The sequence below is a fragment of the Cyanobium sp. ATX 6F1 genome (assembly GCF_024346315.1).
Taxonomy (GTDB): domain Bacteria; phylum Cyanobacteriota; class Cyanobacteriia; order PCC-6307; family Cyanobiaceae; genus ATX-6F1.
The window spans coordinates 16880-43050 of sequence record NZ_JAGQCS010000002.1; the positions used below are offsets into that span (position 1 = coordinate 16880).

At 67.9% G+C, this 26171-nt stretch carries 26 protein-coding genes; 19 read left to right on the plus strand and 7 right to left on the minus strand.

The genetic code is table 11. From position 1 onward, the window contains the following. Positions 1 to 9 precede the first annotated feature (9 nt). Positions 10 to 4344, minus strand: a complete 4335-nt coding sequence (locus KBZ13_RS02805) for a translocation/assembly module TamB (RefSeq protein ID WP_255005956.1) — start codon at positions 4342 to 4344, stop codon at positions 10 to 12. A gap of 151 nt (positions 4345 to 4495) precedes the next feature. On the opposite strand from KBZ13_RS02805, the gene KBZ13_RS02810 reads away from it, so the two are divergent. From KBZ13_RS02810 to KBZ13_RS02850, 9 genes are all read left to right on the plus strand, one after another. Beyond that, positions 4496 to 4978, plus strand: coding sequence for a Ycf51 family protein (locus KBZ13_RS02810; protein ID WP_255005958.1), 483 nt, complete (start codon positions 4496 to 4498; stop codon positions 4976 to 4978). Between the two features lie 16 nt (positions 4979 to 4994). Further along, positions 4995 to 5387, plus strand: a complete 393-nt coding sequence (locus tag KBZ13_RS02815; protein ID WP_255005961.1) for a DUF4332 domain-containing protein — start codon at positions 4995 to 4997, stop codon at positions 5385 to 5387. Between the two features lie 117 nt (positions 5388 to 5504). Next, positions 5505 to 5780 (plus strand): hypothetical protein, encoded by a 276-nt coding sequence (locus KBZ13_RS02820; protein WP_255005962.1) that lies wholly within the window; start codon positions 5505 to 5507, stop codon positions 5778 to 5780. After that, positions 5781 to 7379, plus strand: a complete 1599-nt coding sequence (locus KBZ13_RS02825) for a CocE/NonD family hydrolase (protein WP_255005969.1) — start codon at positions 5781 to 5783, stop codon at positions 7377 to 7379. Next, complete coding sequence (locus KBZ13_RS15695; protein ID WP_255005971.1) at positions 7376 to 8116, plus strand: DUF3887 domain-containing protein; 741 nt, start codon at positions 7376 to 7378, stop codon at positions 8114 to 8116. Before KBZ13_RS02825 ends, KBZ13_RS15695 begins: the two co-directional genes overlap by 4 nt. A gap of 46 nt (positions 8117 to 8162) precedes the next feature. Next, positions 8163 to 10475 (plus strand): 1,4-alpha-glucan branching protein GlgB, encoded by a 2313-nt coding sequence (glgB, locus tag KBZ13_RS02835; protein ID WP_255005979.1) that lies wholly within the window; start codon positions 8163 to 8165, stop codon positions 10473 to 10475. A 26-nt stretch (positions 10476 to 10501) separates the two neighbouring features. Further along, entirely contained in the window at positions 10502 to 11560 is a 1059-nt protein-coding gene (gene hemE / locus KBZ13_RS02840; RefSeq protein WP_255005981.1) for a uroporphyrinogen decarboxylase, read from the plus strand. After that, positions 11557 to 12582 (plus strand): NAD-dependent epimerase/dehydratase family protein, encoded by a 1026-nt coding sequence (locus KBZ13_RS02845; RefSeq protein ID WP_255005983.1) that lies wholly within the window; start codon positions 11557 to 11559, stop codon positions 12580 to 12582. Before hemE ends, KBZ13_RS02845 begins: the two co-directional genes overlap by 4 nt. 116 nt (positions 12583 to 12698) lie before the next feature. Beyond that, on the plus strand, positions 12699 to 13040 hold the full coding sequence (locus KBZ13_RS02850; RefSeq protein WP_255005986.1) for a c-type cytochrome: 342 nt from the start codon (positions 12699 to 12701) through the stop codon (positions 13038 to 13040). 47 nt (positions 13041 to 13087) lie between these two features. Here KBZ13_RS02850 and KBZ13_RS02855 read toward each other — a convergent pair whose 3' ends face one another. Continuing rightward, complete coding sequence (locus tag KBZ13_RS02855) at positions 13088 to 13318, minus strand: hypothetical protein (protein WP_255005988.1); 231 nt, start codon at positions 13316 to 13318, stop codon at positions 13088 to 13090. 55 nt (positions 13319 to 13373) lie between these two features. Between KBZ13_RS02855 and KBZ13_RS02860 the strand changes: the two genes are divergently transcribed. The 3 genes from KBZ13_RS02860 to KBZ13_RS15700 all read left to right on the plus strand — a co-directional run bounded on the left by KBZ13_RS02860 (position 13374) and on the right by KBZ13_RS15700 (position 17975). Then, entirely contained in the window at positions 13374 to 13652 is a 279-nt protein-coding gene (locus KBZ13_RS02860) for a hypothetical protein (RefSeq protein ID WP_255005990.1), read from the plus strand. A gap of 185 nt (positions 13653 to 13837) precedes the next feature. Further along, a complete protein-coding gene (gene clpB / locus KBZ13_RS02865) occupies positions 13838 to 16456 on the plus strand; it encodes an ATP-dependent chaperone ClpB (RefSeq protein WP_255006001.1) in 2619 nt (872 codons plus the stop codon). Positions 16457 to 16460: 4 nt separating this feature from the next. Beyond that, positions 16461 to 17975, plus strand: coding sequence for an AAA family ATPase (locus KBZ13_RS15700; protein ID WP_255006003.1), 1515 nt, complete (start codon positions 16461 to 16463; stop codon positions 17973 to 17975). Here the strand turns inward: KBZ13_RS15700 and KBZ13_RS02875 are convergent. Both KBZ13_RS02875 and KBZ13_RS02880 read right to left on the minus strand, forming a co-directional pair. Continuing rightward, on the minus strand, positions 17941 to 18243 hold the full coding sequence (locus KBZ13_RS02875) for a 4a-hydroxytetrahydrobiopterin dehydratase (protein ID WP_255006005.1): 303 nt from the start codon (positions 18241 to 18243) through the stop codon (positions 17941 to 17943). The two genes, KBZ13_RS15700 and KBZ13_RS02875, sit on opposite strands and share 35 nt — an antisense overlap. A gap of 11 nt (positions 18244 to 18254) precedes the next feature. Further along, complete coding sequence (locus tag KBZ13_RS02880; protein WP_255006007.1) at positions 18255 to 18572, minus strand: hypothetical protein; 318 nt, start codon at positions 18570 to 18572, stop codon at positions 18255 to 18257. Between the two features lie 121 nt (positions 18573 to 18693). On the opposite strand from KBZ13_RS02880, the gene KBZ13_RS02885 reads away from it, so the two are divergent. Further along, positions 18694 to 18933, plus strand: coding sequence for a hypothetical protein (locus KBZ13_RS02885; protein WP_255006009.1), 240 nt, complete (start codon positions 18694 to 18696; stop codon positions 18931 to 18933). Continuing rightward, a complete protein-coding gene (locus KBZ13_RS02890; protein WP_255006011.1) occupies positions 18930 to 19685 on the plus strand; it encodes a type 1 glutamine amidotransferase in 756 nt (251 codons plus the stop codon). Before KBZ13_RS02885 ends, KBZ13_RS02890 begins: the two co-directional genes overlap by 4 nt. Before the next feature lie 27 nt (positions 19686 to 19712). Here the strand turns inward: KBZ13_RS02890 and KBZ13_RS02895 are convergent, their stop codons facing one another. Beyond that, positions 19713 to 20156: a DUF2721 domain-containing protein gene (locus tag KBZ13_RS02895; protein WP_255006013.1), complete on the minus strand. Its 444-nt coding sequence runs from the start codon at positions 20154 to 20156 to the stop codon at positions 19713 to 19715. Positions 20157 to 20210: 54 nt separating this feature from the next. Here KBZ13_RS02895 and KBZ13_RS02900 point away from each other — a divergent pair, with 54 nt between their 5' ends. Further along, on the plus strand, positions 20211 to 20621 hold the full coding sequence (locus tag KBZ13_RS02900; protein WP_255006016.1) for an OsmC family protein: 411 nt from the start codon (positions 20211 to 20213) through the stop codon (positions 20619 to 20621). On the opposite strand, the gene KBZ13_RS02905 is transcribed toward KBZ13_RS02900, so the two are convergent. Beyond that, positions 20611 to 21012 carry a hypothetical protein gene (locus tag KBZ13_RS02905; protein WP_255006019.1) on the minus strand — a complete coding sequence of 134 codons (402 nt, stop codon included), beginning with the start codon at positions 21010 to 21012 and terminating at the stop codon, positions 20611 to 20613. The two genes, KBZ13_RS02900 and KBZ13_RS02905, sit on opposite strands and share 11 nt — an antisense overlap. Here KBZ13_RS02905 and KBZ13_RS02910 point away from each other — a divergent pair. The 4 genes from KBZ13_RS02910 (at position 21011) to KBZ13_RS02925 (ending at position 24182) form a co-directional block, all read left to right on the plus strand. Next, entirely contained in the window at positions 21011 to 22573 is a 1563-nt protein-coding gene (locus KBZ13_RS02910; protein WP_255006020.1) for a carboxypeptidase M32, read from the plus strand. The two genes, KBZ13_RS02905 and KBZ13_RS02910, sit on opposite strands and share 2 nt — an antisense overlap. 55 nt (positions 22574 to 22628) lie before the next feature. Next, complete coding sequence (locus KBZ13_RS02915; RefSeq protein ID WP_255006022.1) at positions 22629 to 23219, plus strand: inorganic diphosphatase; 591 nt, start codon at positions 22629 to 22631, stop codon at positions 23217 to 23219. Beyond that, the gene (locus KBZ13_RS02920; RefSeq protein WP_255006024.1) at positions 23216 to 23854 is read left to right on the plus strand and encodes a L,D-transpeptidase; all 639 of its coding nucleotides are present in this window, start codon (positions 23216 to 23218) and stop codon (positions 23852 to 23854) included. The genes KBZ13_RS02915 and KBZ13_RS02920 overlap by 4 nt, the downstream gene beginning before the upstream one ends. Positions 23855 to 24008: 154 nt before the next feature. Beyond that, positions 24009 to 24182 carry a hypothetical protein gene (locus KBZ13_RS02925; protein WP_255006026.1) on the plus strand — a complete coding sequence of 58 codons (174 nt, stop codon included), beginning with the start codon at positions 24009 to 24011 and terminating at the stop codon, positions 24180 to 24182. Here the strand turns inward: KBZ13_RS02925 and KBZ13_RS02930 are convergent. Next, positions 24158 to 26143: a chloride channel protein gene (locus KBZ13_RS02930; RefSeq protein WP_255006028.1), complete on the minus strand. Its 1986-nt coding sequence runs from the start codon at positions 26141 to 26143 to the stop codon at positions 24158 to 24160. The genes KBZ13_RS02925 and KBZ13_RS02930 overlap by 25 nt on opposite strands. Positions 26144 to 26171 lie beyond the last annotated feature (28 nt).

Below are 26171 nucleotides of genomic sequence, written 5' to 3' on the forward strand. Positions count from 1 at the left end.
GGGAGCCACTCAGAAGCGCAGGAAGAGCTGCAGCTGGCTCTTCCAGCGTCCCTGGCTGTCGAGCGATCCCTGCAGACCGAACTTGTCGCTGGCCTGGTAGCGCAGGGTCACCTGGGGGGGCACATCGCTGCGGTTCGGGGCGGCCAGCACCGAGAAGTTGAAACGCTCGCTGAGGTCGAGGCCAATCTCGGAGCCCAGCACCAGCTGGGAGGGCACCCGCCTGGAGCGGTTGCTGGCCAGGGGCCCGTCCACATTAGGAGCAACATAGGTGGGGTAGAGGGCAAAACTCACCCGTTGGCCGAGGGCATCGGTCAAGGTGCCCACGACCGGTGAGAGCAGGGATTGACCCAGCACCGTGGCGAGGGCGGCACCGGCATTGCCTCCGGTGAGGCCCGCCAGGGAGTTGCCGCCGATCAGGGCCACGAGGCGTTCACGCGAGAGCGGCGGCGTGCTGCGCAGTTCGATCGATTCGCCCAGACGATCGGCCGGACCGCTCACTTTTACTACCACCTTCACCAGATTGAGCTGGTCAAGGGCGGAGTCGGTGCGGTTCTGGTTGAAGTCGTAGATGGAAGAGTTGCCGACACCACCGACCGCGGAACCGAGGCTGTCGGAGACGCGGGTGCGCAGGGCCACGTCGAGGTAGGGGATCAGGCCGAGTGACGGCGTGAACACGGCCACGTTCGGAGCATCGGGATCGAGGCTGAAGTTGGTGGTGAACAGCCCAAGCCTTCCGCTCTTGAGCCGCACGACGCCGGTGGCCCGCAGGGAGGCATCCACCGGCCCGTTGAGGGTGAGCAGACCGGCGGTGTTGAAGTTGAGCACATTGGGCACCACCACACGCAGGTCGGGGCCGAACCGCAGCCTCAGCCGATCGAGCCGCAGGAAGGGAAGGTCGGGAACGTTCGCGCTCACGGCCTCCGAGCCGGCGCTCGGCACCTCAGGGCCCAACAGCACCAAGGGTTGCTGGAAGTTCCAGCTCTCCTCGAGCAATTGACTGACACTCACCGGCCGCACCGCCGGGGCGCCCTCCAGCGCTGAGCCGGCGCGCATGGCTCCAGGATCAGGCTTCTCAGGAACAGTTGTGGCCAACTGGCCGGGGCGGATGTTCACCGTGCCCTTGCTCAGCTGGATCTCGCCGCTGAACACGGGCCTCAGCAGGCTGCCCCCCAGCAGCACTTCGCCATCGGCCAGGGCCGTGATCCGAGGCTGGCTGAAGCGCGCCTGGCGCAACTTGATCGTCAGCGGTTTCGGCTGCTCTTCAGGCTCGAACAGGCTGAGTCTGCCGGCGGCCGTGAGGCTGCCTTGGTCCCCCAGCCGCGCCTGAAGCTGCTCAACGTCCAGCGCCTGGAAATCAAACAGCACCGTGGCCTGCAGGTCGCGCACCTCCTGGTCAACCAACTTGAGCTCACCGTTCTGGATGCGCAGAAAGCCATTGGCCACGGGTTTGAGCAGGCTGCCCCGCACGAGCAACTGCAGATCGCCGCTGCCTTTGCGCCACACCAGACCATTCCCCCCCAGGGCGGTCAGGAAGGTCAGGCCATCCCCCCTGCTGGCCAGGCGCAACTGCAGCCCCTCGGCCGTGGGATCGAGCGGAACACGGCCGCTCAGATCAATGCTGTTGCGCGCCTCGCCGACATGGAACGAGAGATCGCCGCTCAAGCCACCGCTCGCCAGCCGCAGCTCCCCACGGGTGAGATTGAGGGGCTCATCGCGGTAACGGGCGTTCTCCAGAGCGAGCGCGAGCTCCAGGCTGGGGGCACCGCCCCCCAGTCGATAGCGACCCTTCAGGCTGAGCCCACCGCGCAGCTCTCCAGGCACTGGGGTGGCGAGCACCAGCAGGCTGAGGGGCAGATGCTCGAGGCTGAAGCGGCCAGGACCCTCCGCCAGGGGACCCTCCAGCCTTGCCACGAAGGGCTCCAGGCCAAGGGCCACGTCCTGGTCAGCCCCATCAAGCCAGAGGTGCCCCTTGGCGGCCAGATCAAGGTTGAGCCGCTGAATCGACGGGCCCGCGATGGTGAGATCCGCATCCACCAGGCCCTTGAGTGGCTTCAGGTTGCCAGTCCGCGGCCGTCCACCGAGCCGCTGCTCGACCGTGGCGAGCCGTTGCTTGGCCAGGTCGAGGGCCAGCAGCTGGTCCGCGACCGTGCCGCCGAAGGTGTCGATCATCAGGTCACCCAGATCGCTGGCGCGGCCCCGGTCGGGCTCAGGTTGACCGCGCCAGAGGGGCCAGGCGGAGGCCAGTTGCTCAAAGAAGGGGCCCGACAGCTGGCGGCCCTCGAAACGGCTCCAGAGGCTGCCGCCCCGCTCACCTCGGATCCGCACGGCCACCTGGCCTCCCCCCTGGGGCAGGGCCTGGCCGGTGAGGTTGTAATGGCGATCGTGGAAGCGGCCCGTGGCCGTGAGCTGCTTGAGGGCCAGGCCGGCCACCGATGGGGACGTCACCCGGGCCTTGCCCTCGATCAGCAGCGGCTGAAGCTCCAGCACTCCCTTCCCCGCCAGGAGGCCGCCCAGGGGCTGGAGGCGTCCCCTGGCGCCGAGGGCCAGGTGGAGCCCGTCGAGGGGGAAGTCCCTGGAGTCCCAGTTGTAACGGCGGGGGCTGCCCTGAAAACGCAGGCGTCCGCGACCACGAACCAGCTGCGCCTCCTTGGGCAGCCAGCGGGGATCCAACAGGGCTGCGATCCTGGCCTCTCCCCCGGACCCCACCTGGGTCAGGGCCAGGTCGCCGCCACCGCCGGTTCGGGCCTTGAGTGTGCCGGCCCAGGTCTGCCAGACCCGCAGGGGGCCGGCGCCGGGCGATTCCACCCTCAGGGCCAGATCCGGGCGTAACTGGTTCAGGGGGCCGCGCAGGTGACCGAAGGCCTGCAGCTCACCCATGAGGTGGGTGCCGAGCAACGGGCTGAGTCGGGCCAGGGCATAGCGCAGATCCAGCGCCAGATCCGCCTCCCCCATACGCAGCCCCCCCTGAGGCGGGGTGCCTCCCGGCGGGGCGGGCGGTCGCCCCCAGCTCAGGGGCATGGTTCCGTGGGCACGCAGGCCAGCACCGGTCAAATCCTTGAGCGTGAGCAGGCCGCCGCTCCAGGCCAGGTCGAAGGCGACTCGATCCAGCAGCGGCGTGCGCGGATGCACCAGCTCGGCCCGCAGCCGGGGCTGATCCCAGCGGCCGCTGGCCGTGGCCACACCCGTCACAGGGGCACCCGTGCCCAAGAGGGTTGGGCCCCAGGCCGTGCGCCGCCAGAGATCGGGCGTCAGGGCCAGCTGCTGGGTGCGCAGGTCGAGCTTGGGCAGAATCTCCCCCCGGACCCGAGCCGTGGCGTCGCCGGAGCGCACCCGCAGGTCGCGCAGGGCCAGCCGGAAGCCCCGGCGGCCATCGAGATCGAGCTTGGCCTGCAGCTGAATCGGATCAGGGGCCAGCGACCGCGCCGCCGGTGGAGCCTGAACGGCCTCAAGGTTGGCGCTGGGGTGCCGCCAGGGTCCGGCCAGGTCCACCGTGCCCCGCCAGCTGCCCAGCCGCCAGGGGGCGCGCGCCATCGCAAGGGTGGTCCCGGAGCAGCTCAGGTCCACCCGACCCGCCTGCAGGACCTCCGGCGCCAGCGACGGCGGGCGCAGGGCGAGATCATCGAAGCGGACCTGGCCGGTGCAGCGGGGCGCCAGCCCACGACCACTGAGCCGCAGCTCCCCACCCACCTGGCCACGGACGGTGCTCGTGAGTCGACGCACCTGCGGCCAGGGCAACAAACGAGAGAGGGGTGCCAGGGCGAGCCGCTGGAAACGCAGTCGAGCCCGCCAGTCGCGGTTCGCCCAGGAGCCAGCGCCGACGAACTGCAGCACGCCCCGATCGGCCAGGCCGGCGTTGCCGCTCAGCTTGAGGCGGCGCCGATGCAGGTTGAGATCCAACCGAGCCGCCAGGCTCGCGGGCACACCGGCGGGCTCGACGCGCACGCTGGCGGGCTCAGCCACGGCGATCGACAGGGCCAGTCGCGGGGGGGATCCTGTTGGCTCCTGGGGGCCAAGCACCCAGTACTGACCACGGGCATTGCGCCGCATCTGGGCCGAGGCGCCCTCCAGGCGCAGGGCCAGCACCGGAACCCCCTGGCGCAGGCTCTCGAGGGGCATCAGGCGGACGATCAACCGCTGGACAAGGACACTGGAGCCGTCCTTGGGTCCAGGAAGGAAGCGGCTTGGACCAACCTCAAAGCCCCAGGGTCGGAGACCCTCGTAGGGGCCCAGGACGAGGGGATGACCCATGGCCCGGCTGACCGGACGCTCGATCCGCGGGCGCCAGAGCTCGTAGAGGCCAGAGGCCAGATGATCGGCGCCCCACCAGGCCCCGGCGAGCCCCAAGAGCCCGATGGCAAGGGGAACGAGGTGGCGACGGGGGCCCCGGTTCGCAACGCCCCCAGGCGATCCATCCCTCTCTAACCCCATCGACCCGTGGCTGTCACCGTCTGGGGCGGGCGCAATATAAAGGGCTCAATCCGCAGCGCCAGACCCCATGACCGCCGACCCACTGCTGCTCAGCGCCGGCCGATGGCTCGGGGTCGCCGGGGGGGTTCTGGCGCTGGTCACCGTGGTGTCCTTTGTTGCCCGTTGGGGGACCCGCTTCCGCCTGGTGGGGATCACCAGCTTCACCCTGCTGCTGGCGTTCTCCTGCGCGGCCTTCGCGATCAGCTACAGCCCGCGCGTTGTGGTGCCCGGGGCCGTGACCGTACCGATCGTGTTTGACAACGGCACCGATCTGGTGGTGGCGGCGGCCCCGTACCAACTGGAGGCCGAAGCCATTGCCCCTACCGTCGAGCAGGTGGCACGGAACCTGCGCGGGAACGCCCGCAACACCGGCAGCGGCCAGGTGCGGGTGCGCCTGCGCCGGATCGAAGCGCTGGAGCCGGGTCTCAGCCGGCCGGTGGTGCTCGCCGAGGCCGTGCGCACCCTGGCCGACGGCACAGTGGAGGTGACCGTCAGCGCCCCTGGAGCCTGAGACAACCCCGAGAGCGATGCTGGAGCTACCGGCCCATTTCCGCGCTGAAGTGCTGCGACTCCAGGCCGATGGCCTCGATGACTGGGCCAGCTTGGCGGGCCTGAGTGACGGCCAGCTCAGGGCGCTGGCGGCCTCCGGCGCCGCCTCGGAACAACGGCTCCGCCGCCTGCGCGGTCAGGCCAGGCTGGTGGTGGAGCTTGAGTTGGCCCCCGCGGAGGCGGCGCTGCTGCTGCACGGGGGCATCGCCAGTGGCCAGGCCCTGGCCGAGGCAACACCGGAGCGACTGCTGCTGCAACTGGGGCGCCTGGAGCGAAGCCTGCTCGGCCCTGGTGTGAACCGGATCGACCAGGCCACCGTGCAGGGCTGGATCCAGCGGGCCCGCCGGGTCACCGGTCGCCCGGGGAACTGACCCTGGCCCCCACGGAGGCGGCAGCGGCGACACTCAAATGGAGTTGTGAGCTTGGGAGGAGGTCCGATGCCAACCGTCACCACCCCCGCACAGGGTCATTCATCTCTTCTGGGTTTGATGCTCCGACGAACGGGTTGGCTTGGTCTGTGGGCCCTCTCGGCCAGCCTCGCCCTGCCGGCACTGGCCGCTTCACCCCTGCTGGAATCGGTGAAACAGAACCCCCAGATCGCACGCAACCTCTGCGGCGAGCTGAGGGGCCTCAACGCCAAGGGCGTGTCGGCCACCTCGCCCCAGGCGGTCGCCCTGGTGGCCAGCCGCCAAGGCCTCAATTCCACGGACGCCGAAATCCTCACCACCTATGTGGTCGGTCTCCACTGCCCCGACGTGCGCTGAGTGGAGGTCGAGGCCGTCGAGGAGCGGCTGATCTGCCCGGACGGGATTGAGCTGGTCGCGCGCGTCTGGAAGCCCAGCGCGCCGGGATCCTGGCCCGTGTTGCTGATGCGCCAGCCCTACGGCCGGGCGATCGCCTCCACCCCCACCTACGCCCACCCCCACTGGTATGCGTCCCAGGGCTACGCGGTGGTGGTGCAGGACGTGCGTGGCTGCGGCGATTCGGGCGGCAGATTCCGGGGCTTTGCCCAGGAGGCCTTCGACAGCAGCTGGACCCTGGCCTGGGCCCGCACGCTGCCCTACGCCAACGGGCGTTTGGGCTGCTACGGCTTCTCCTACCAGGGGCTGACCCAGCTGCTCGGCAACGACGCAGCCGAGCAGCCCGACTGTCTGGCCCCGGCCATGGCGGGGCTCGATGAGCGCCTGCACTGGGCCTGCAGTGGTGGGGCTCACCGCTGGGCCCTTGGCCTGGGCTGGGGCCTGCAGCTGGCGGCCGAGCGCTGCCGGCGGCGCGCTGATGCCGAGGGCTGGCGGGAGATCCGCCGCAGCCTGGAGTCGAAACGTTTCCTGGTGGAGGGCCTGGCCCTGCTCGAGCGCCTGGATCCAGAGTCGATGGTGCTGGGCTGGTTCCGCCACAACCCTCATCAGAGCGAAGGTTGGACGCTGCACCGCCCCCCAGCTGGGCTGATGCGGCGGCCGATGCTGCTGGCCGGCGGCTGGCACGATCCCTTCCTCGATGGGGTGCTCGATCTCCATGGCCGCTCCCTCCTTGAGGGGGGCGCGCCGTTGCTGCGCCTCGGCCCCTGGACCCACCTCGACTGGGGTGGCGGCATCGACCCGTTGCAGCTGGCCTTCTTTGATCACCACCTGCGCGATCGTCCCGCCCCCAGCGAACCCCGGGAGTGGCTGTTCGATTCAGGCACCGGCCACTGGCTGGAGCGATCGCCCCAGCAGTGCCATGGCGGGCCGTGGGGACTGAGTTCCTGTGGCCTGGCTGCCATCGACCCGGAGGAAGGACGCCTGGTGCTTCCAGGAGAAGGTGGCGGCGAGGTCTGCTTCGTGCACGACCCCTGGCGCCCAAGGCCCGCCGAGGGGGGGCATCTGGGCCTGGACGCCGGGCCTCTGGACCGCCGGCACCTGGACCGCCGTAGCGATGGGGCCTGCTTCACCAGCGCACCGCTGGCGGCCGCGCTGGAGCTGCTGGGCCGCCCGGTGCTGGAGCTGGAGCTCGAAGCTGACCAGCCTGGTTTCGACCTCTGCGGAGCCCTCTCCGTTCTGCGCGGCGGCAGCGGGGCGGTGGAGCAACTCTCCACCGGCGTAGCCCGATTCCTGGGCACTGATTGCCTGCGTCGCCAGCGGCGCCGGCTGGAGCTCCAACCCCTGCTGGCCACCCTGGCGGCCGGCGATCGGCTGCGGCTGTCGCTGGCGGCCGCCGCCTGGCCCCAGATCAGCGTGAACCCCGGCACGGGTGCCTGGCCGCTGGGCGCCTGCGGTCCCGATCACCGGGTGATCACCCTGCAGCTCCAGCTCGATTCAGCCCTGCTGGCCCTCGAGCCGATGGCCTCGGGCACACTGGCCCCACTCGTTACGACCCCGCCGTGATCCGACCCGCCCAGTTGATGCGTCCCGCCCTGGCCCTGGCCCTGGGCTTGAGCCTGGGCGGCGGGGCGGCGCTGCTTTCCCTGGCGGCTCCAGCGGCCGCCCAGGGCGGGCCATCGGCCCTGGGGGTGGCGGAGTCCCGCTCTCGGGCCGAAACCTTGCTGGAGGCCCTGCGCCAGCGCAATGGCCAACGCCTCTTCGCCAGCCTTGCCCCGGAGGTGCGCCGATTCACCACCGCCCAGGCGGTGCAGGCACGGATCGACCAGCTGGCCCCGTTCCAGAGCGCTCGGGTGCTGGAGGTGGAAAGCGGCGCTGATGACAGCACGATCAAAGCCGAGCTGATCGCCGGAGAGCAGCGCCGGCCGCTGACCCTGGTGATCGATCCCATGGGGCAGTTGATCGCCTGGCGCTTCGACAGCTCCCAATTGCCGATCGAAAGCCTGGCCAGGAACTTCGTGGCGGAGGTAGCCGCCGGGCAGGTGCTGACCGCCCGCAGCCGACTCTCCCTGCGTCTGCAGGAGGAGTTGCCCCCAGCCACGATCACCGCCCGCTGGCAGGGACTGGAGCGACGGGTGGGCGCCTTCAAGGACATCAAAGGCACCGTGGTGGCCCACGCGGGCGGTGAGCAGCAATTGGTGCTGGTCACGACCCGCTTTGCCCGGCTCACCGACAACCTGTTCGTGATCTTCGACGACAGGAACCGAATCGTGGGGATTGATTTCCCGAACGACGCCCGGTGAGGCGGCACTAGGGCGCCTAACCTCAACCATCGACAGTCCTCACTCCATGGTCCTCAGCCGGCTCGATTCGATCGCGGAGGACGCCCAGCGGCTGGCGGACTGCCGTCACGATGACCCGTTCGCTCTCCTGGGTCCCCACCCCCTGGCTGATGGTTCCTGGGTGGTGCGCGTCTGGATGCCTGAGGCCGAACGGGTGGAACTGCTGCTGGCAGGCCAGCGGCTGCCCCTGGACAACCCCCACCATCCCTGGATCTTCGAAACGGCTCTGGCGGCCGATCCCGGCAGCAGCTACAGGATCTGGGTGCGGCGCGGTGGCATCGAGCACGAGCAGCACGACCCCTGGGCGTTCCGGCAGGAATGGATGGGCGAGGTGGATCACCACCTGTTCAGCGAGGGCAACCACCACCACATCTGGCGGCGCATGGGGGCCCATACGCTCGAGCGCGATTGCATCAGCGGAGTGCAGTTCTGCCTGTGGGCACCCCATGCCCGCAGCGTCGCGCTGCTCGGTGACCTCAACGGCTGGGACGGCCGCCATCACCCCTTTCAAAAGCGACTGGGGGGCTGCTGGGAACTGTTCGTGCCGGGGCTCAAGCCTGGCGATGTCTACAAGTACGAAATCCGCAGCCCAGAGGGGCACTGTTACCAGAAGGCCGACCCCTATGGCTTCCAGCACGAGGTGCGTCCCAGCACAGGCTCGGTGGTCGCCTCCCTGGAGGGATACAACTGGAACGACTTCGGCTGGATGGAGGAGCGCGACCAGCGCGATCCGCTCGATCAACCGATTTCGGTCTACGAACTGCACCTGGGAAGCTGGATGCATGCCGCCGCCGATGCGCCCTTCATCGAGGCCGATGGTCGCGCCCGGCCGGTGGTGCCCGCCGCCGACCTCAAGCCCGGTGCCCGCCTGCTCACCTATCCCGAGCTGGCCGACAAACTCATTCCCTATGTGAAGGCCCGGGGCTTCACCCACATCGAGCTGATGCCGATCAGCGAGCACCCCTTCGATGGCTCCTGGGGCTATCAGGTGACCGGCTGGTACGCCCCCACCAGCCGCTTCGGCACCCCCGACGAATTCCGCGCCTTCGTCGACCGCGCCCACGCCGAAGGCATCGGTGTGATCCTCGACTGGGTGCCGGGCCACTTCCCCAAGGACAGCCATGGCCTGGCCTTCTTCGATGGCGTGCACCTCTATGAGCACGCCGATCCGCGCATCGGCGAGCACAAGGAATGGGGCACGCTGATCTTCAATTACAGCCGCAACGAGGTGCGCAACTTCCTCGTGGCCAATCTTGTCTATTGGTTTGAGCAGTTCCACATCGATGGCATCCGCGTCGATGCGGTGGCCTCGATGCTCTACCGCGACTACCTGCGGCCCGATGGCGAATGGGTCGCCAATGAGCATGGCGGCCGCGAGAACACCGAGGCGGTGCGCTTCCTGCAGCAGGCGAACCACGTGCTGTTCGAGCACTTCCCAGGAGCCCTTTCGATCGCCGAGGAATCCACCACCTGGCCAATGGTCACCCAGCCCACCTCCATCGGCGGCCTGGGATTCAACCTCAAGTGGAACATGGGCTGGATGCACGACATGCTCGATTACTTCGAGCTCGATCCCTGGTTCCGCCAGTTCCACCAGAACAACGTCACCTTCTCAATCTGGTACACCTACACCGAGAACTTCATGCTGGCCCTCAGCCACGATGAAGTGGTGCATGGCAAGAGCCATCTCCTGCACAAGATGCCTGGCGACGACTGGCAAAAATTTGCCAACGTGCGCGCCCTGCTCGCCTACATGTGGACCCATCCGGGCAAGAAGACGATCTTCATGGGCATGGAGTTCGGCCAGCGCAGCGAATGGAACGTCTGGGGTGACCTGCAGTGGGAACTGCTGGAGCACGGCCCCCACCAGGGGCTTCAGCATCTGGTCGACGACCTCAACCGCTTCTACAAGGAGGAGCCTGCCCTCTGGCGCGACGACTTCGATCAGTACGGGTTCCAGTGGATCGATTGCAACGACAACCGTCATTCCGTGATCAGCTTCATGCGGCGGGAGAGCACCACCGGCCGCTGGGTGGTGGTGCTCTGTAACTTCACACCCCAGAGCCACTCCCACTACCGGATTGGGGTGCCGATGGAAGGCTTCTATGAGGAGGCCTTCAACACCGACAGCAGCCGCTACGGCGGCAGCAACCTGGGCAATCTGGGGGGCAAGTACAGCCAGGAATGGGGCATCCACGGCTATGAGCACAGCCTCGATCTCTGCCTGCCGCCCCTGAGCGTTCTGGTGTTGCGCCGCGACGATCGCCGCAGCCAGAGCCTCACCGGCGCTGGCCCAGAAACCGACAGCCCCCTCAGGTAGGTTGCCCGCTGGCATCGCACGTCCCCATGGTCGACTCCCTCCCCCTGCTGCTGCGCGCCGCCCGAGGCGAGCAGGTTGAGCGTCCGCCGGTGTGGATGATGCGCCAGGCGGGCCGTTACATGAAGGTCTACCGCGACCTGCGTGACCGTCATCCGGGCTTCCGGGAGCGTTCGGAGAACCCCGATCTCTCCTATGAGATCTCGATGCAACCCTTCCGGGCCTTCGGGCCCGATGGGGTGATCCTGTTCTCCGACATCCTCACGCCACTGCCTGGCATCGGCATCGATTTCGACATCATCGAGAGCAAGGGCCCGATCATCGAACCCCCCCTGCGCAGCCAGGCCCAGGTGGATGCCCTGCGTCCCCTGGACCCCGCCGAATCCGTGCCCTTCGTCGGTGAGGTGCTGGGGCGACTGCGCCAGAGCGTGGGCAACGAGGCGGCTGTGCTCGGCTTTGTCGGTGCCCCCTGGACCCTGGCGGCCTACGCGGTGGAGGGCAAGAGCAGCAAGAACTACGCCGTGATCAAGGCGATGGCATTCCGTGAGCCGGCGCTGCTGCACCAGCTGCTGGGCCACCTGGCTGAATCGATTGCCACCTACGTCAACTACCAGATCGAGAGCGGTGCCCAGGTGGTGCAGCTGTTCGATTCCTGGGCTGGCCAGCTGAGCCCGATCGACTACGACGTCTTCGCTGCCCCCTATCAGAAGCGGGTGATCGACCAGGTCAAGGCCAAGCACCCAGACACCCCTTTGATCCTCTACATCTCCGGCAGCGCCGGCGTGCTGGAGCGCATGGCTACCACAGGAGTTGACTTCATCTCGCTCGACTGGACCGTGGACATGGCCGACGGCTGTGCCCGGCTGCCTAAGCACCTCGGCGTCCAGGGCAATGTGGATCCCGGCCTGCTGTTCGGCACCCCCGAGGCGATCCGCGCCCGGATTGTCGACACCGTGATCAAGGCCCGGGGGCGCCGCCACATCCTCAACCTCGGCCACGGCATCCTGCCCGGCACGCCCGAGGAGAACGCCCGGGTGTTTTTCGAGGCCGGCAAATCTGTGAATGAACTGAGCGGAGCGGCCGTTTGAGCGCGGCGGCTCCAGCTGCGGGCTCAGGCGGGCCGCAACGGATCCTGATCACAGGAGCAGCCGGTTGCGTCGGCCAGACGATCGCCGAGCAGCTCTACCGCCACAGCGATGCCCATCTGCTGCTCTGGCTGCGGGATCCCGCCAAGCTGGCCACGGTGCCCAGGGATGATCCGCGCATCACCCTGCTGGTGGGTGACCTGCGCGATCAGGAACCCCACGCCGCCGCCATCGCCTCGGCCGAGCGGATCATCCACACCGCTACGGCCTGGGGCGATCCCCAACGCGCCCGTGCGGTGAACGTGGTGGCCGTCAAGGAGCTGCTGGGCCGGGTGGATCCCCAGCGGCTGCAGCAATTGATTTATTTTTCGACCGCGAGCATCCTCGATCGCCAGCTCAAGCTGCTGCCGGAGGCGCTGGTGCACGGCACCGAGTACATCCAGACCAAGGCCCAGTGCCTCGGTCAGTTGGAACGCCACGGTCTGGCGGAACGGATCGTCGCCGTCTTCCCCACGGTGGTGTTCGGGGGCTCGATCCAGGCGGGCGATCCCCATCCCACCAGCTACGCCACCGCCGGGCTGAAGGAGGCGGTGCGCTGGCTGTGGCTGGCCCAGTGGCTGCGCACCGACGCCAGCTTCCACTTCATCCACGCCGAAGACATCGCGCGGGTGTGTGTGCACCTGGCCACCACCCCCCATGGGGTCAACCCGGAGCCAGGCCAGGGTGCCATGCGCCGGCTGGTGCTGGCCCAGGAAGCGGTCACGGTGAATCAGACCGTGGCCAGCCTCGGGCGATGGCGCCGGAGCTGGCAGGCACCCTTCGGCATCGATCTGAACCCATGGTTGGTGGAGGGTTTGATCAAGCTGCTGCGCATCGAGATGACCCCCTGGGATCGCTTCTCGCTTCGCTACCGCCATTTCGTGCACGACACGATCAGTCCACCGGAGCGTTTCGGCCTGGTGAGCCATGCACCCAGCCTCGAGGCCCTGTTTGAAACGGCGGGTTTGCCCCACCGTGGGCGCTGAGGGGCGCCTCACGCCACCAGCCCCGAAAGGAATCACAACAACTGTTTCGATCCCTCGGCAACGACCGGCTGGTCGGGCCGCCGCAGTTCTAACTTTGGACGGTTGCACGAGCATCGATGCGCCGTCTTCTGTCCCTTTTCGCCCTCTGTCTCGCGCTGGTTCTCGGTGCAGCTCCGAGTTTCGCCGCCGACGCCGCCCATGGCGCCCAGGTCTTCTCCGCCAACTGCGCCGCCTGCCACATCGGTGGCGGGAACGTGGTGAACGCCGAGCGCACCCTCAAGCAAGGTGCTCTGGAGTCGTACCTCGCCAATTACGCCGCTGGCCATGAAGAGGCCATCGGCTACCAGATCGCCAACGGCAAGAACGCCATGCCCGCCTTCGGCGGCAAGCTGAGCCCCGAGGACATCGCTGATGTGGCGGCCTACGTGGAAGCCCAGGCCGGTAAAGGCTGGGCCTGATTGAGGCCTGTTCCCCAAAGCCCCCTTGTCGATGGCAGGGGGGCTTTTCATGGGGTCAGCCCTTCGTCCGTCCCGCCTGAGGCCCTCGACCACTCCAGCACCGCCAGGAAGAGCTCCTCGGGCACCTCGCGGATGTCGTATTCGCTGGGAAGCACCCCATGCACATGGCGGTGGGCGACCCTCCAGCAATTTCGCTCCAGATCGCGGCTGGTGGCCTCAAGCTGGCGAGCCTCAACCCCAAGGCGCTGCACCAGTTCCACGGGGTAAGGCGTGCCCATTGCCTGCGGCCAACGCAGCTCGAGACGGCAGACTAAGGGCAGCGCCGCCGATCCCGTGACCCTGACTCCCCACCTGCACCAGGCCGCGCTGATGAGCGCCTTGGTGCTCATGGCGGGTGCGGCCCAGGCCCAGTCGCTGCTTCCCGAGCGCTACGCCAAGAGTTGCCCCCTGCTGGTGCCCGTTGATGCCCCCTACCTGCAGCCCAAGCGCCTCAAACCCAGTGAAGTGCCGCTGAAAAACGCGGCCGGTTGCCTCTCGCCCGCCGATGCGGTCTACGGGCCCGACGGTTGCCCCACCAAGCTCTGTCCCAACCCCAAGGGCCTCAACCTCTGAGCGAACGTCGCCAGGGCCAGCATCAGAAACCATCGGATTCCCCAGGGGGCCAGGCCGCGATCGGGGCCTGGAGGGCTGAACCGAGAAGGCCGGTTCCCCCGCTATTTCGATGCGGTCTGCCCAACCTGTGAAGGGGGCCGTTCCCCATAGCGTTCAAGTAGTGCTGAATCGCTGGAGTTGCCCCCATGCATCCCACCGCCGAACTGTTCACGGAAAAGGCCTGGGGCGCGATCGTCGCGGCCCAACAGCTGGCCCAGCAGAAACGCCAGCAGCAGATGGAGACCGAACATCTGCTGGCGGCACTTCTTGGCCAGGACGGCCTGGCCGCCAGGATCCTCGACAAGGCCGGGGTGGATCCCCAGGACCTCTCGGGCCGGGTGGAGGCGTTCATCAATGGCCAACCCAGCCTGAGCACGCCGGCCGAGAACGTGTACATGGGCAAGGCGCTCAACGCCACGCTTGATAGTGCCGATGGCCTCAAGACCAGTTTCGGTGACAGCTACATCTCGATCGAACACCTGCTGCTGGCCCTGGCCAGCGATCAGCGCTGCGGACGCCAGCTGCTCTCCCAGGCCGGCAGCGATGCGACCAAACTGCGCGCAGCGATCGAAACCGTGCGTGGCAGCCAGAAGGTGACCGACCAGAACCCCGAGGGCACCTACGAATCCCTCGAGAAATACGGCCGCGATCTCACCAAGGCGGCCCGCGACGGCAAGCTCGACCCCGTGATTGGCCGCGACGAGGAAATCCGGCGCACGATCCAGATTCTCTCGCGCCGCACCAAGAACAACCCGGTCTTGATCGGTGAACCGGGCGTGGGCAAGACGGCGATCGTGGAGGGCCTGGCCCAGCGCATCGTCAACGGCGATGTGCCTTCGGCCCTGCAGAACCGTCAGCTGATCTCCCTGGACATGGGGGCCCTGATCGCCGGCGCCAAGTACCGCGGCGAGTTCGAAGAGCGGCTCAAGGCGGTGCTCAAGGAGGTCACCTCCAGCGAGGGCCAGATCGTGCTCTTCATCGATGAGATCCACACCGTGGTGGGGGCCGGCGCCACCGGCGGCTCCATGGATGCCAGCAATCTGCTCAAGCCGATGCTGGCCCGGGGCGAACTGCGCTGCATCGGTGCCACCACCCTCGATGAGCACCGCCAGCACATCGAAAAGGATCCGGCCCTGGAGCGCCGCTTCCAGCAGGTGTTCGTGGATCAGCCCACGGTGGAAGACACGATCTCGATCCTGCGCGGCCTCAAGGAGCGCTACGAGGTGCACCACGGCGTGCGCATCGCCGACAACGCCTTAGTGGCCGCCGCCGTGCTCTCCAGCCGTTACATCGCCGATCGCTTCTTGCCCGATAAAGCGATCGATCTGATGGATGAATCGGCCGCGCGGCTGAAGATGGTGATCACCTCCAAGCCCGAGGAGATCGATGAACTCGATCGCCGCATCCTGCAGCTGGAGATGGAGAAGCTCTCGCTCGGCCGTGAATCCGATCCCGCCAGCAAGGACCGGCTGGAGCGGATCGAGCGGGAACTCGCTGAGTTGGGGGAGCAGCAGAGCAGCCTCAATGCCCAGTGGCAGAAGGAGAAAGGCTCGATTGATGAGCTCTCAGCGATTAAAGAAGAGATCGAGCAGGTGCAGCTGCAGATCGACCAGGCCAAGCGCAGCTACGACCTCAACAAGGCCGCGGAGCTCGAATACGGCACCCTGGCCGAACTCAACAAGAAGCTGGGCGCCAAGGAGGTCGAACTGAATGCGGGCGACGGTGAGAAATCCCTGCTGCGTGAGGAGGTCACCGAGGAAGACATCGCCGAGGTGATCGCCAAGTGGACCGGCATCCCCGTGGCCCGGCTGGTGCAGTCGGAGATGGAGAAACTGCTCCACCTGGAAGCTGACCTGCACCAGCGGGTGATCGGCCAGGGTCAGGCGGTGACGGCGGTGGCCGATGCGATCCAGCGCTCCCGCGCCGGCCTGAGCGACCCCAACCGGCCGATCGCCAGCTTCCTGTTCCTCGGGCCCACCGGCGTGGGCAAGACGGAACTCTCCAAGGCCCTGGCCGCCCAGCTGTTCGATTCCGAAGAAGCGATGGTGCGTATCGACATGTCCGAATACATGGAGAAGCACGCCGTCAGTCGCCTGATCGGCGCCCCTCCGGGCTACGTGGGCTACGAGGAAGGCGGCCAGCTCACCGAGGCGGTGCGGCGGCGCCCGTACGCCGTGATCCTGTTCGATGAGGTGGAAAAGGCCCACCCGGATGTGTTCAATGTGCTGCTGCAGGTGCTCGATGACGGCCGCGTCACCGATGGCCAGGGACGCACGGTGGATTTCACCAACACCGTGCTGATCCTCACCAGCAACATCGGCAGTGCCTCGATCCTCGATCTGGCCGGCGATCCCGCCCGCCACGGCGAGATGGAGAAACGCGTGAACGAAGCCCTGCGCGGCCACTTCCGGCCCGAGTTCCTCAACCGCCTCGATGAATCGATCATCTTCCACAGCCTGCGCAGCGATGAACTGCGCCAGATCGTGGAGCTGCAGGTGAAGCGCCTCCTGGGGCGGATGGAGAGCCGCAAGCTGGGGCTCGAACTGGAGGAGGCCGCCCTCGATTGGCTCGCCAACGTGGGCTACGACCCCGTGTATGGAGCCCGGCCCCTGAAGCGCGCGATCCAGCGCGAACTGGAAACGCCGATCGCCAAGGCCATTTTGGCCGGCACCTTCCCCGAGGGCAGCGTGATTCAGGTCAAGGTGGAAAACGAGCGCTTGCGCTTCGATGCGGCCGAACCGGCCCGGCTGCCCGCCCTGGTTTGAGCCGGTGACGGCGCAGACCAGGCCCCGGGAGGTGATCCAGACCCACATCAGCGTCGTCACCCTCACCCCGCGGCACGCCTTCAAGCGCAAGAAGCCCCTGGCGCTCTGGGGCCTGCTTGATTACTCCACGCCCGAGCGGCGCCTGCACTGGTGCCAGGAGGAATTGCGGCTCAACCGCCGCCTGGCCAGCGACCTCTACCTGCGGGTGGCGCGGCTGGGCCCCGGCCGGGAGCCGGTGGTGGTGATGCGTCGCTTCGCCGCCACCGACACCCTTGAAGCCCGGCTCGCCAGCGGCCGGGCCGGAGCCGTGGACCTGCGACGGCTGGGTGAGCGGATCGAGCGCTTCCATCGGGAGCATCCCCTGGTGGACGCGGCCCCCCGCCCCATGGCCCGTGCCTTCGCCCGGGTGCTGCACGGCAACCTGCGCGCCACGGCCAGCTTCTGCCCGGGACTGTTTCCCTCGCCGGTGCACATGCTGCTGGAGCGGACCCTGGCGCGGCGCTTGAGGGGGCAGCGGCGGGAGCTGGTGCGGCGGATCGCCGCCGGCTGGGGGGTGGACGGCCACGGCGATCTGCGCCTGGAGCACGTGGTGCTTGAGGACAGCCCAGGGGCTGATGAACCGCCGAAGTTGTCGATCGTCGATTGCGTTGAATTCAACCCGGCCCTGCGGCATCTGGATGGACTCTCCGATCTGGCCTTCCTGGTGATGGAGCTCCAGGCCCGTGGCCATGGTGATCTGGTGCCCGCGTTGCTGGAGGGGTATGGCCGGCCGATCGATCAGGAGCTGCTGGCGTTGTTTGGCGCCTATCGGGCCCACGTGCGCGCCAAGGTGGCGGCGGTGTCCACGGCCGAAACGGAGCTGCCGGCCAAGCAGCGAAAGCAGGCGGCGGTCTCGGCTCGGCAACACCTCAGCCTGGCCCTGGCCTACGCCCACCCGGGGCCGCCGGCCCTGATCCTGCTGCGGGGCCGCTCGGGTTCGGGCAAGAGTCACCTGGCCAGGCAACTTGCCCCCTGGCTGCTGGCGGACCACCACCGCAGCGATGTGATCCGCAAACAGGAGCATGGCTTTACGCCTCTGCAACGGCCCACGGCGGCGCAGCGCGATCAGCTCTACTCGAGCGAAGCGAACGCTCGCACCGAAGCAGCGTTGCTGGCGGCGGCCCGGCGCAGCCTGGAGCAAGGCCGCACCGTGCTGCTGGATGCCACCCACCTGGGCCAGGCCAGCCGGCAGCGGGCGATTCAGATCGCCGCCGAGCGAAGCACACCCTGGCTGATCCTCGATCTGCAAGCCTCCGAGGCGCAGCTGGCGGCGCGGCTGGAGCAGCGCCAGCGCAGCGATGACGACCCCAGCGACGCGGACCTGGCGATCGCCCGCCAGCAGGCGGCATGGGCCGAACAGCTGGAGGTCGAGGAACGGGCCCATGCTTTGGAGCACCAGGCCGGTGATGACCCAGCGCAGCTGTTGATGGCGATCTGGGGAGCGCTCAGCGCTGGGGCGGCGTCGCTTCGAGCGCATTGATCTGCTCGGCCAGGGCCACATCGAGGTTGGAGAGACCGCCCGTGTCATGGGTGGTGAGCTCGATCACCACGCGCCCATAGACGTTGAACAGTTCCGGGTGGTGGTGGAGCGACTCCGCCAGCAGGGCCACGCGGCAGATGAAGCCGAACGCCTCAACAAACGAAGCAAAGCGCCATTCCCGGTGCAGCTTGCCCTCCACCACGCTCCAGAGCGGCAGGGTCTGGGGCAGGTCGGCGATCACTTCAGCGCTCAGGGGTTGGGCCGCCATGGTTGTTGGGGTCAAAGGGGGTCCACCAGATCATGGAGACGATCGATCAGCAGATCGACCTCGGTGTCGCCCTCGGGATCGAGGCCAGCGGCGGTGCGGCGGAGCACCTCGTCGTTGAGCCGCTGGGCATTGCGGCGGGCCAGCAGCGTGGTGGTCGGGGTGGCCGGTGGAGCCGGGGGTGCAGCCGGGGGATCTCCGGGTGTGTTCGGCACTCCAGAAGCTGGCGACTCCAACTGGGGAGCCAGTAACGGAAGAAGGGCTGCGAGCACCTGGCGCAAGGCACTGATCTCGCCCCGCAGGGCAGCAAGTTCAGCCGTGAGCTCGTCCATAGCCCCCATGCCTCAGAGCAACCACACCATGCTGCGCGACGCCCTCTCCATCAAGCTGTGGTCGGCCAAGACGGCGACGCCCAGAAGTCTGCTTACGCTTGGCTCAGCTGAGCTGTTCTCCATGGCGCACCGCGCCTTGCCCCTGCTGGGCGCCCTGGCCCTGACGGCGATGACCACCCCGGCGATGGCCCAGAGGGTGGTGCCCAAGCTGGGCAACATCTGCCCCCTGGGCTACGTCGACATGCTCAACGGCAGATGTTCCACCCTGGGCCTGATGACCTATACCGTCACGCCGACCCACGGCAAGGCCTGCCTCCCGGGCTGGATGAACGTCGGAGGGCGCTACTGCCGCCGCAAATGAAACTCCAGATCCTGCAACATCTCGATCGGGAAGGGCCCGAATTGATCGCCGGCTGCGCGGCCGACCGGGGCTGGGAGATCAGCGTCGTGCGCCACGACCGGGGCGAGCCCCTGCCCACCACCAACCACGACGATCCATCGCTGCTGGTGGTGTTGGGTGGATCGATGGGGGTAGGCGACCTGGCGGATCCGGCCTTCGCCTGGCTGGCTGGGGAATCCAACTTGATCGCCACCCGTCTGGCCGCCCGTCAACCGGTGCTCGGCATCTGCCTGGGCGCCCAGTTGCTGGCCCATGCCGCCGGCGGCGGCGTGGTGCCGCTCACCGCCGGCGATCCGCCGCTGCCGCTGCGGGAGGTGGGCTGGGGGGCCGTCCACTGGCTGGCGGACACCACGGAGGAGCCCGTGCTCGACGGACTGGCCGCCAGCGAACTGGTGCTGCACTGGCACGGCGACCGCATCCAGCTGCCGCCCGGGGCCACCCTGCTGGGCTCCAGCCTCCACTGCCCGGAGCAGTTCTTCCGGCTCGGGCAGCACGCCTGGGGGCTGCAGTTCCACGTGGAGGTGGGCGCTGGGGCTCTGGAGCGTTGGCTCGAGGAAGACCACGACTACCTGCGCGGCGCCCTGGGGCCGGGCGGGGCCGACCGCCTGCGCGACGGGCAGCAGCGTTGGGGTGCGGCGGTGGCGCGCACCGGCCGGCGCCTGATCCAGAACATCTTCGATCGCATCGAAGCGGACCAGAGCCAGGTGCACTGAACGGCCCACTCAGAAGGAACGGCCCACTCAGAAGCGGCGGTTGACCTGGTTAGTGGCCAACTGCACCTCCCGCAGCAGCTGCAGCAGGGCGCCCATCAACGACAGCATCGCCACCACGAACAGGGGCACGACGATCGGCGCCAGATCGATCGAGGCCACCGCACTGATGAACACCACCGCCACCACCAGCGACACCAGCAGCGCCGTGACCGTGCAGCAGGTGATCGCCCCATTGATCAGTCGGATCCGCTGCTTCTGCACCCCCAGCTCCAGCCGCAGCCGCCGGCTGCCCGACACATCGCTGTGCTCACCGGTCTCCTGGAGCACGTTGGCCCGGTCGATGATGCGGGCGAGGCGATTGCTGAGCACCCCCAGCAGTCCGGAGATGCCCGTGAGCAGGAACACCGGTGCCACCGAAAGCTGAATCGCCTTCGCCAGGCCGATCACGGGGGCATCAGGCGAGGTCAGCAACACATCAGGCCTAGTCGACGCCTGATGTCAGCCTATGGGTTCGCCACCGGACCCATGACCACGATCGCCTGCCACTACGACGGCCAGCTCCGCTGCCACGCCCTTCACGGTCCATCCGGCAGTGAGCTGGAGACCGATGCCCCCACCGACAACCAGGGCAAGGGGGAGCGCTTCTCCCCCACCGATCTGGTGGCCACGGCCCTGGCCACCTGCATCCTCACGATCATGGGCCTCACCGCCGACCGCCACGGCTGGAGCATCGACGGCAGCACGGCCCGGGTGGAAAAAATCATGACCAGCGCCGGCGTCCGCCGGATCGAAACCCTCAGGGTCTGGATCACGGTGCCAGGGGAGTTGGACGCCGAAGCCCAGCGGCGGCTGCGGTTGGCCGGCGAGGGCTGTCCGGTGAAGCGCAGCCTCGAGGGCGCGGTGGCCATGGAACTGCACTGGGACTTCAGGGCTTGAACGTTTCGGCCGCCCGTTTCGAGGCCTCCTGCACGTAGACGTCGCTGATCTCGCAGGTCGCATTGAGACCCTTGTAGAGGTCGTCGGCGAGGCTCTCGGTGGAGGGTGCCACCACCACCCAGGCCCCATCGGGATCAAAACCCGTCTTGATGAGAATCTCCCGCGCCAGGCTGCGGGAGCGGTTCAGCCCCATGGCCAGCCGCGTGGAATAGCAGAGGGTCAGCGCCCGCGCCATGGCGAAGCCCCCCAGCTCCTGGGCCGTGGGCTGCAGGGGCGACGCGGCCAGGGGGCTGGGCGCCAGAGTCTGAATCGCCGTGGCCAGGGCAATGGCGAAACCAGCCGCTCGCCTGGAACCCCGGGCGAGCTGCGGCCGTGGCAGGTTGAGCGCCATGGGCAAGGCCATCGACCAACTCCGCTCCCATCTTCATGGCACCCGGCTGCTGGGGAGCATCCAGAGCACGCTCTATTTCGACCAGAACACCCTGATGCCCTCTGCTGGGGCCGACTGGCGAGGCGAGCAACTGGCCCTGCTGGCCCGCCAGCTCCATGGCCGCCAGAGCAGCGACGCCTACGCCGAGCTGATCGAAGCCGCGGCCCAGGAACTGGAGCGCGCGCACCAGGCCGATCCAGCGGCCGCTGAAGCCACCGATCCGCTCTGGCCCCGCAACCTGACGTTGCTGCGCCAGGACCTGCGGCGCCAGCGGAACCAGGACCCGGCCCTGGTGGGCCGCCTGGTGGAAGCCCAGTCACGGGGGTACAGCCTCTGGCAGGAAGCGCGTTCGCGCTCCGATTTCGCGCTCTTCGCTCCCGCCCTCACAGAACTGATCAGCCTGCGCCGCGAACAGGCCGCCCAGCTGGCGGTGGGTGAATCAGCTCCTGATGGGCAGCCCCGCAGCAGTTGGGAAACCCTGGCCCAGCCGTTCGAGCCGGAGATCAGCAAGCCACGGCTGAACGCCCTGTTCACGCCCCTGCGCCAACGTCTTCCAGCCCTGTTGGAGCGGGTCCGGGGGCGCCTGCCGAATGGGAAGGGGGGGCGAGCGCCGGTGGAACTGCCCGAGGCGATTCAGCTCGAACTCTGTCAGACCCTTTTGCAGGACTGGGGTTTCGACGGACGCATCGCCGCCCTGGCCCGCTCGCCCCATCCCTTTTCCTGCACCCTGGGGCCCTCGGATTTCCGGCTCACCACCCGGATCGTGCCCGGTTCGCCCTATTCCGCCTTCCTGGCCACCGCCCATGAATGGGGCCACTCCCTCTATGAGCAGGGGCTACCCCGCCGCGCCGACCAGTGGTTCGCCTGGCCCCTGGGGGATGCCACCTCCATGGGCGTGCATGAGAGCCAATCGCTCTTCTGGGAATGCCGGGTGGCCCGCAGCGAAGCCTTTGCGCGGCGATGGCATCCGCGCTTTGCGGCTGCGCTGGGGGCCGACCCCTGGGGATCAAGCGCCGGCTTCTGGCACGCCCTGAACCCGCTCAAGGCCGGTCTCAACCGCGTCGAGGCCGACGAACTCAGCTACGGCCTGCACATCCTGCTGCGCTACGAGCTGGAGCTGGCCCTGGTGGAGGGCGACCTGCCCGTGGAGGCCCTGCCCAGCGAATGGAACCGGCTGATGCAGGAGCTGCTGGGGCTCACCCCAACGGGCGACGGCGAAGGCTGCCTGCAGGACGTTCACTGGAGCGAAGGGCTGTTCGGCTACTTCCCCTCCTATCTGCTGGGGCATCTGATCTCCGCCCAGCTCAGCGCGTCGATGGAGGGCGACCTGGGGCCGATCGAGGCCCGGGTGGCCGCCGGCGAGGAGCCGGTGTTGCTGGGCTGGTTACGGGAGCAGGTTCATCCCCTGGGCCGCAGCCTCGATGGCGCAGAGCTGGTGGAGCGGGTGAGTGGCCAAGCATTGAGCGCCGATCCGTTCCTGGCCTACCTCGAAGACAAGCTGGAACGGCTGGAGGCCGCCTGAGGGCCCAGCCCCAGGCTCCGTAGGATGCCGGCCGGCGCCCGAACCGCATTCCTTCATGGCCAATATCGATCATCCCCCCAGCCGCTTCCAGCTCAACCTCCTGCACGTGCTGCCGGCCTTTGCCGATGAAGCGGCCGCTCGCCTGAACGCGATCGTGGAGCTCAACTCCAACACGATCAACAAGTACGAACTGATTACCGAGACGGGCCAGCTGAAGCTCGATCGGGTGGGGTTTTCTTCCCTCGCCTACCCCTTCGCCTATGGCTGCATTCCCCGCACCTGGGACGAGGACGGCGATCCCCTGGACATCGAGATCGTCAACGTCACCGAACCGCTGGTGCCCGGAAGCCTGGTGGAAGCCCGGATCATCGGCATCATGAAATTCGACGATGGCGGCGAGGTGGACGACAAGGTGATCGCAGTGCTGGCCGATGACAAACGCGTCGATCACATCAGCAGCTACGAGCAACTCGGCGAGCACTGGATCAAGGAAACCACCTACTACTGGGAGCACTACAAGGACCTCAAAAAGCCCGGCACCTGCAAGGTCAACGGCTTCTTCGGCCTTGCGGAGGCTGTCAAAATCATCAAAGACTGCGAAAACCGCTACCTCGAATTGATTGACCCCCAGCTGGTGAACGGATGACCTTCTCCCCCCTCCAACCCCGCGCCATCGCTCTGGGCCTCGGCGCCACCGCCGCCTGCCTCACCGCGGGGGCCTTCATGGCGATCCCCCTGCGGGCCGCCGAGCCGGCCACCGCCTCGGCACTGGCACCTGCTCTGGCACCTGCAGAGGCCCCCCCCGCCATTGCGCCGCCATCAACGGCGCCCATCCCGGCAACGGTGCCCCCCAGGGCCAACCCGCCCGTGGCGGCCGTCACCAGCACCAAGGTGATCATTCTTTCCCTGGGTCGCCGGGAGATCAGCCTCAAGAACGACGGCAAGCTGGTGGGCAGCTGGCCGGTGGTGATCGGCGCCCCGGAAACGCCCACCCCCACGGGGACGTTCAAGGTGCAGAACAAGGTTCTCAACCCCAAGTACCAGAGCACCAGCAGCGGCAAGATCAACCACACCACCGGACCCTCCGGTCCCCTGGGTGATCGCTGGATGGGTTTCCACTCCAAGGGCAAGAACGATTTCGGCATCCACGGCACCCCCTGGCCCTGGTGGGTGGACGCCCGCGCGGCCGTCAGTCATGGCTGTGTGCGCATGAAGAACGAGCACGTGAGGGTGCTGTTCGACCAGGTGGAGATCGGCACGCCCGTGGTGGTCAAACCCTGAAGCAAATCTGCAAATCAGTGGCAGGCAGCCCCCAAAGCTGCGTCCAGCCCTGATCAGAAGCCCTTCAGCTCGCTACATTCTCAGCATCTAGGGGGTCCTCAGCGACCCTTTTTTTCTTGTCCACCTCCTCCACCAGCAACGCGGGAGTCCGCGCATGAATCAAGACATCCCGCGGCCCCAGGTCCATTCGGTGGTGAGCACCAGCCTCAAGTGGGGCGAAGACGGCGAACTCTCACGGGTCGATCGAGATCGGCTGCTGGAATTGCTCTGCGCCGTTGATCCGGTGGCCACCGTGATGATCGATCAGCTGGGCAGCGGCAAGGCCTGAAGCTCTGATCTTGCGATCACCCGTCGGGCGATCGCCCGGGCCATGCCATCGCGGCTGGCCATTCCCTTGAGATCGGCCAGGGGTAGACCCAGAGTCGGCAGCCCATGGGGCAAGGGCGAACGCTGGGGCGCGTGCTGGAGGGCAAAGACCGGCAACTGTCTCAGATCATTGGGGAGCAGTTGATCCTCCAACTGGGCCAGGTTGGCCTCCTCGCTCAGCCACACCAGGTCGGAGCGGCGGCACTCCTCGACGCTCAGTTCACCCTTGTCGCTGCTGAGTCCCAGCTGCAGATCAATCAAGGTCACCAGAGCGATCACCTGGTCATCGCGTTCGACGATCAGGCAATGGCCATGGGCCGCCACCAATTGAGCGAGGGCTTCCCGGGCGGGGGTGTCTGCGGCGAGCACCAGTGGAGCCTCTGGATCGAAGGCCTCCTGCACGGGCAGGGCACGCAGCTTCCGTCGGCGCTCCTGCTCCACCGGATCGGGGCCGAGCAGACCTGGATCCACCAGACCCTGCCAGCGCTCGACCAGCAGGGCGCTCAGACCTGCGGCCGCCATCAAGGGGAGCACGATCCGAATGTCGCGGGTGAGCTCGAACAGCAGCAGCAGGGCAGTGAGCGGGGCCCGGGCGCTGCCCGCCAGCACCGCGGCCATGCCCACCATCGCGTAGGCCGGAGGTTCGGCCACCGGCAGATGCAGGCCGCTGTCACCGAGGATCTGGCCGTAGCAATTGCCCAGAACCGCCCCGAGAAAGAGGGAGGGGGCAAAACCGCCGCCGACGAATCCGGTGGCGTTGCTGAGACCCGTGGCCAGCAGCTTGACGACCAGCAACGCCAACAGGGTGGTCAGGGCCACCCCTCCCTGGTTGCCCAGCAGCGCTTCGATCGTGTCGTAGCCCACCCCCAGCACCTGGGGGAAGCCGAGGGCCATCAGCCCCACCCCGAGGCCCCCCAGGGTGGTGATCAGCCAGCCCGGCAGTCGGCCCAGATGGCGCTGAACCCGCTCGCTGCGGCCGGCCGCCAGCAGGCTCACCAGGGCCCAGGACATCAGGCTGGCCACCACCCCCAAACCCAGGTAGAGGGGCAACTCCAGCAGTGAACGCACCTCATAGGAGGGCAGACGGAAGATCGGATCGTCCCCCAGGGCCAGCTGGGTGACCAGGGTGCTGGCAATGGCCGCCACCAGCACGGCGCGCAGGCTGGGGCGCCCGGGAATCGAGCTGTAGGAGCCCTCGAAGGCGAAGAACACGCCGGCGATCGGAGCCTTGAACCCGGCCGCAAGGCCCGCCGCCACCCCCGCGGCCACCAGGGCCTTCTGGGACTGGGGCGCCAAGGCTCCCTTGAGGCCCACCCATAAACCCAGATTTCCGCCGCTTTCCACGCTCGGACCCTCCGGCCCGAGGGAGGCGCCACTGCCCAGGCTCAAGGAGGCCGCCACCAGCCGCAGCAGCGGCAGACGTGGGGCGGCCTTCACCGCCCCGTCGGCCATGGCCATCAAGCTGGGCAGGCTCGGACCCAGGTTGCCGCCCACCTGCCTGAGCAACCCCACCCCCAGGCCGCCGATCATCGGCACCACCACCACCGGCCAAAGGGCCAGCCAAGCCAGCGGCCCAACCGGCAGCGGCGGCGGCAGCGGCAGCGGTTCCGGTGGTGGCGGTGGTGGCGGCAACAACCCCAGGCCACCCAAACCAAGTTGCAGCAGGGCCTTGAGCGGGGTGCCGTTGTCAAGGGGCACCAGAACCTCTACGGGCAGCGGTGGCGGAGGCTCCGGGTGCCCGGCGATGCCCAGCAACAGATCGACCACCGGGCCGAACAGGACATTGTTGATGAAGCCGAGCAGTTCGTGAAAGCCCACCACCGCAGCACCGGTGAGCACCCCCACCAGGGCCGCCCAGGCCAGCAGACTCCACTGGAACGGCAACGTCAGGGACTCACCCTCAAGCTCCGGCTCCGGCTCCATTGCCGCAGCTGGAAGGGAGGGGGCGGTG

Bases quoted from the DNA above. Each gene is read 5' to 3' on its own strand.
- KBZ13_RS02810 (WP_255005958.1), top strand. From the start codon at position 4,496: ATGACCGCCGACCCACTGCTGCTCAGCGCCGGCCGATGGCTCGGGGTC.
- KBZ13_RS02815 (WP_255005961.1), top strand. From the start codon at position 4,995: ATGCTGGAGCTACCGGCCCATTTCCGCGCTGAAGTGCTGCGACTCCAG.
- KBZ13_RS02820 (WP_255005962.1), top strand. From the start codon at position 5,505: ATGCTCCGACGAACGGGTTGGCTTGGTCTGTGGGCCCTCTCGGCCAGC.
- glgB (WP_255005979.1), top strand. From the start codon at position 8,163: ATGGTCCTCAGCCGGCTCGATTCGATCGCGGAGGACGCCCAGCGGCTG.
- hemE (WP_255005981.1), top strand. From the start codon at position 10,502: ATGGTCGACTCCCTCCCCCTGCTGCTGCGCGCCGCCCGAGGCGAGCAG.
- KBZ13_RS02850 (WP_255005986.1), top strand. From the start codon at position 12,699: ATGCGCCGTCTTCTGTCCCTTTTCGCCCTCTGTCTCGCGCTGGTTCTC.
- KBZ13_RS02855 (WP_255005988.1), bottom strand. From the start codon at position 13,318: ATGGGCACGCCTTACCCCGTGGAACTGGTGCAGCGCCTTGGGGTTGAG.
- clpB (WP_255006001.1), top strand. From the start codon at position 13,838: ATGCATCCCACCGCCGAACTGTTCACGGAAAAGGCCTGGGGCGCGATC.
- KBZ13_RS02875 (WP_255006005.1), bottom strand. From the start codon at position 18,243: ATGGCGGCCCAACCCCTGAGCGCTGAAGTGATCGCCGACCTGCCCCAG.
- KBZ13_RS02880 (WP_255006007.1), bottom strand. From the start codon at position 18,572: ATGGACGAGCTCACGGCTGAACTTGCTGCCCTGCGGGGCGAGATCAGT.
- KBZ13_RS02885 (WP_255006009.1), top strand. From the start codon at position 18,694: ATGGCGCACCGCGCCTTGCCCCTGCTGGGCGCCCTGGCCCTGACGGCG.
- KBZ13_RS02890 (WP_255006011.1), top strand. From the start codon at position 18,930: ATGAAACTCCAGATCCTGCAACATCTCGATCGGGAAGGGCCCGAATTG.
- KBZ13_RS02900 (WP_255006016.1), top strand. From the start codon at position 20,211: ATGACCACGATCGCCTGCCACTACGACGGCCAGCTCCGCTGCCACGCC.
- KBZ13_RS02910 (WP_255006020.1), top strand. From the start codon at position 21,011: ATGGGCAAGGCCATCGACCAACTCCGCTCCCATCTTCATGGCACCCGG.
- KBZ13_RS02905 (WP_255006019.1), bottom strand. From the start codon at position 21,012: ATGGCGCTCAACCTGCCACGGCCGCAGCTCGCCCGGGGTTCCAGGCGA.
- KBZ13_RS02915 (WP_255006022.1), top strand. From the start codon at position 22,629: ATGGCCAATATCGATCATCCCCCCAGCCGCTTCCAGCTCAACCTCCTG.
- KBZ13_RS02920 (WP_255006024.1), top strand. From the start codon at position 23,216: ATGACCTTCTCCCCCCTCCAACCCCGCGCCATCGCTCTGGGCCTCGGC.
- KBZ13_RS02925 (WP_255006026.1), top strand. From the start codon at position 24,009: ATGAATCAAGACATCCCGCGGCCCCAGGTCCATTCGGTGGTGAGCACC.
- KBZ13_RS02930 (WP_255006028.1), bottom strand. From the start codon at position 26,143: ATGGAGCCGGAGCCGGAGCTTGAGGGTGAGTCCCTGACGTTGCCGTTC.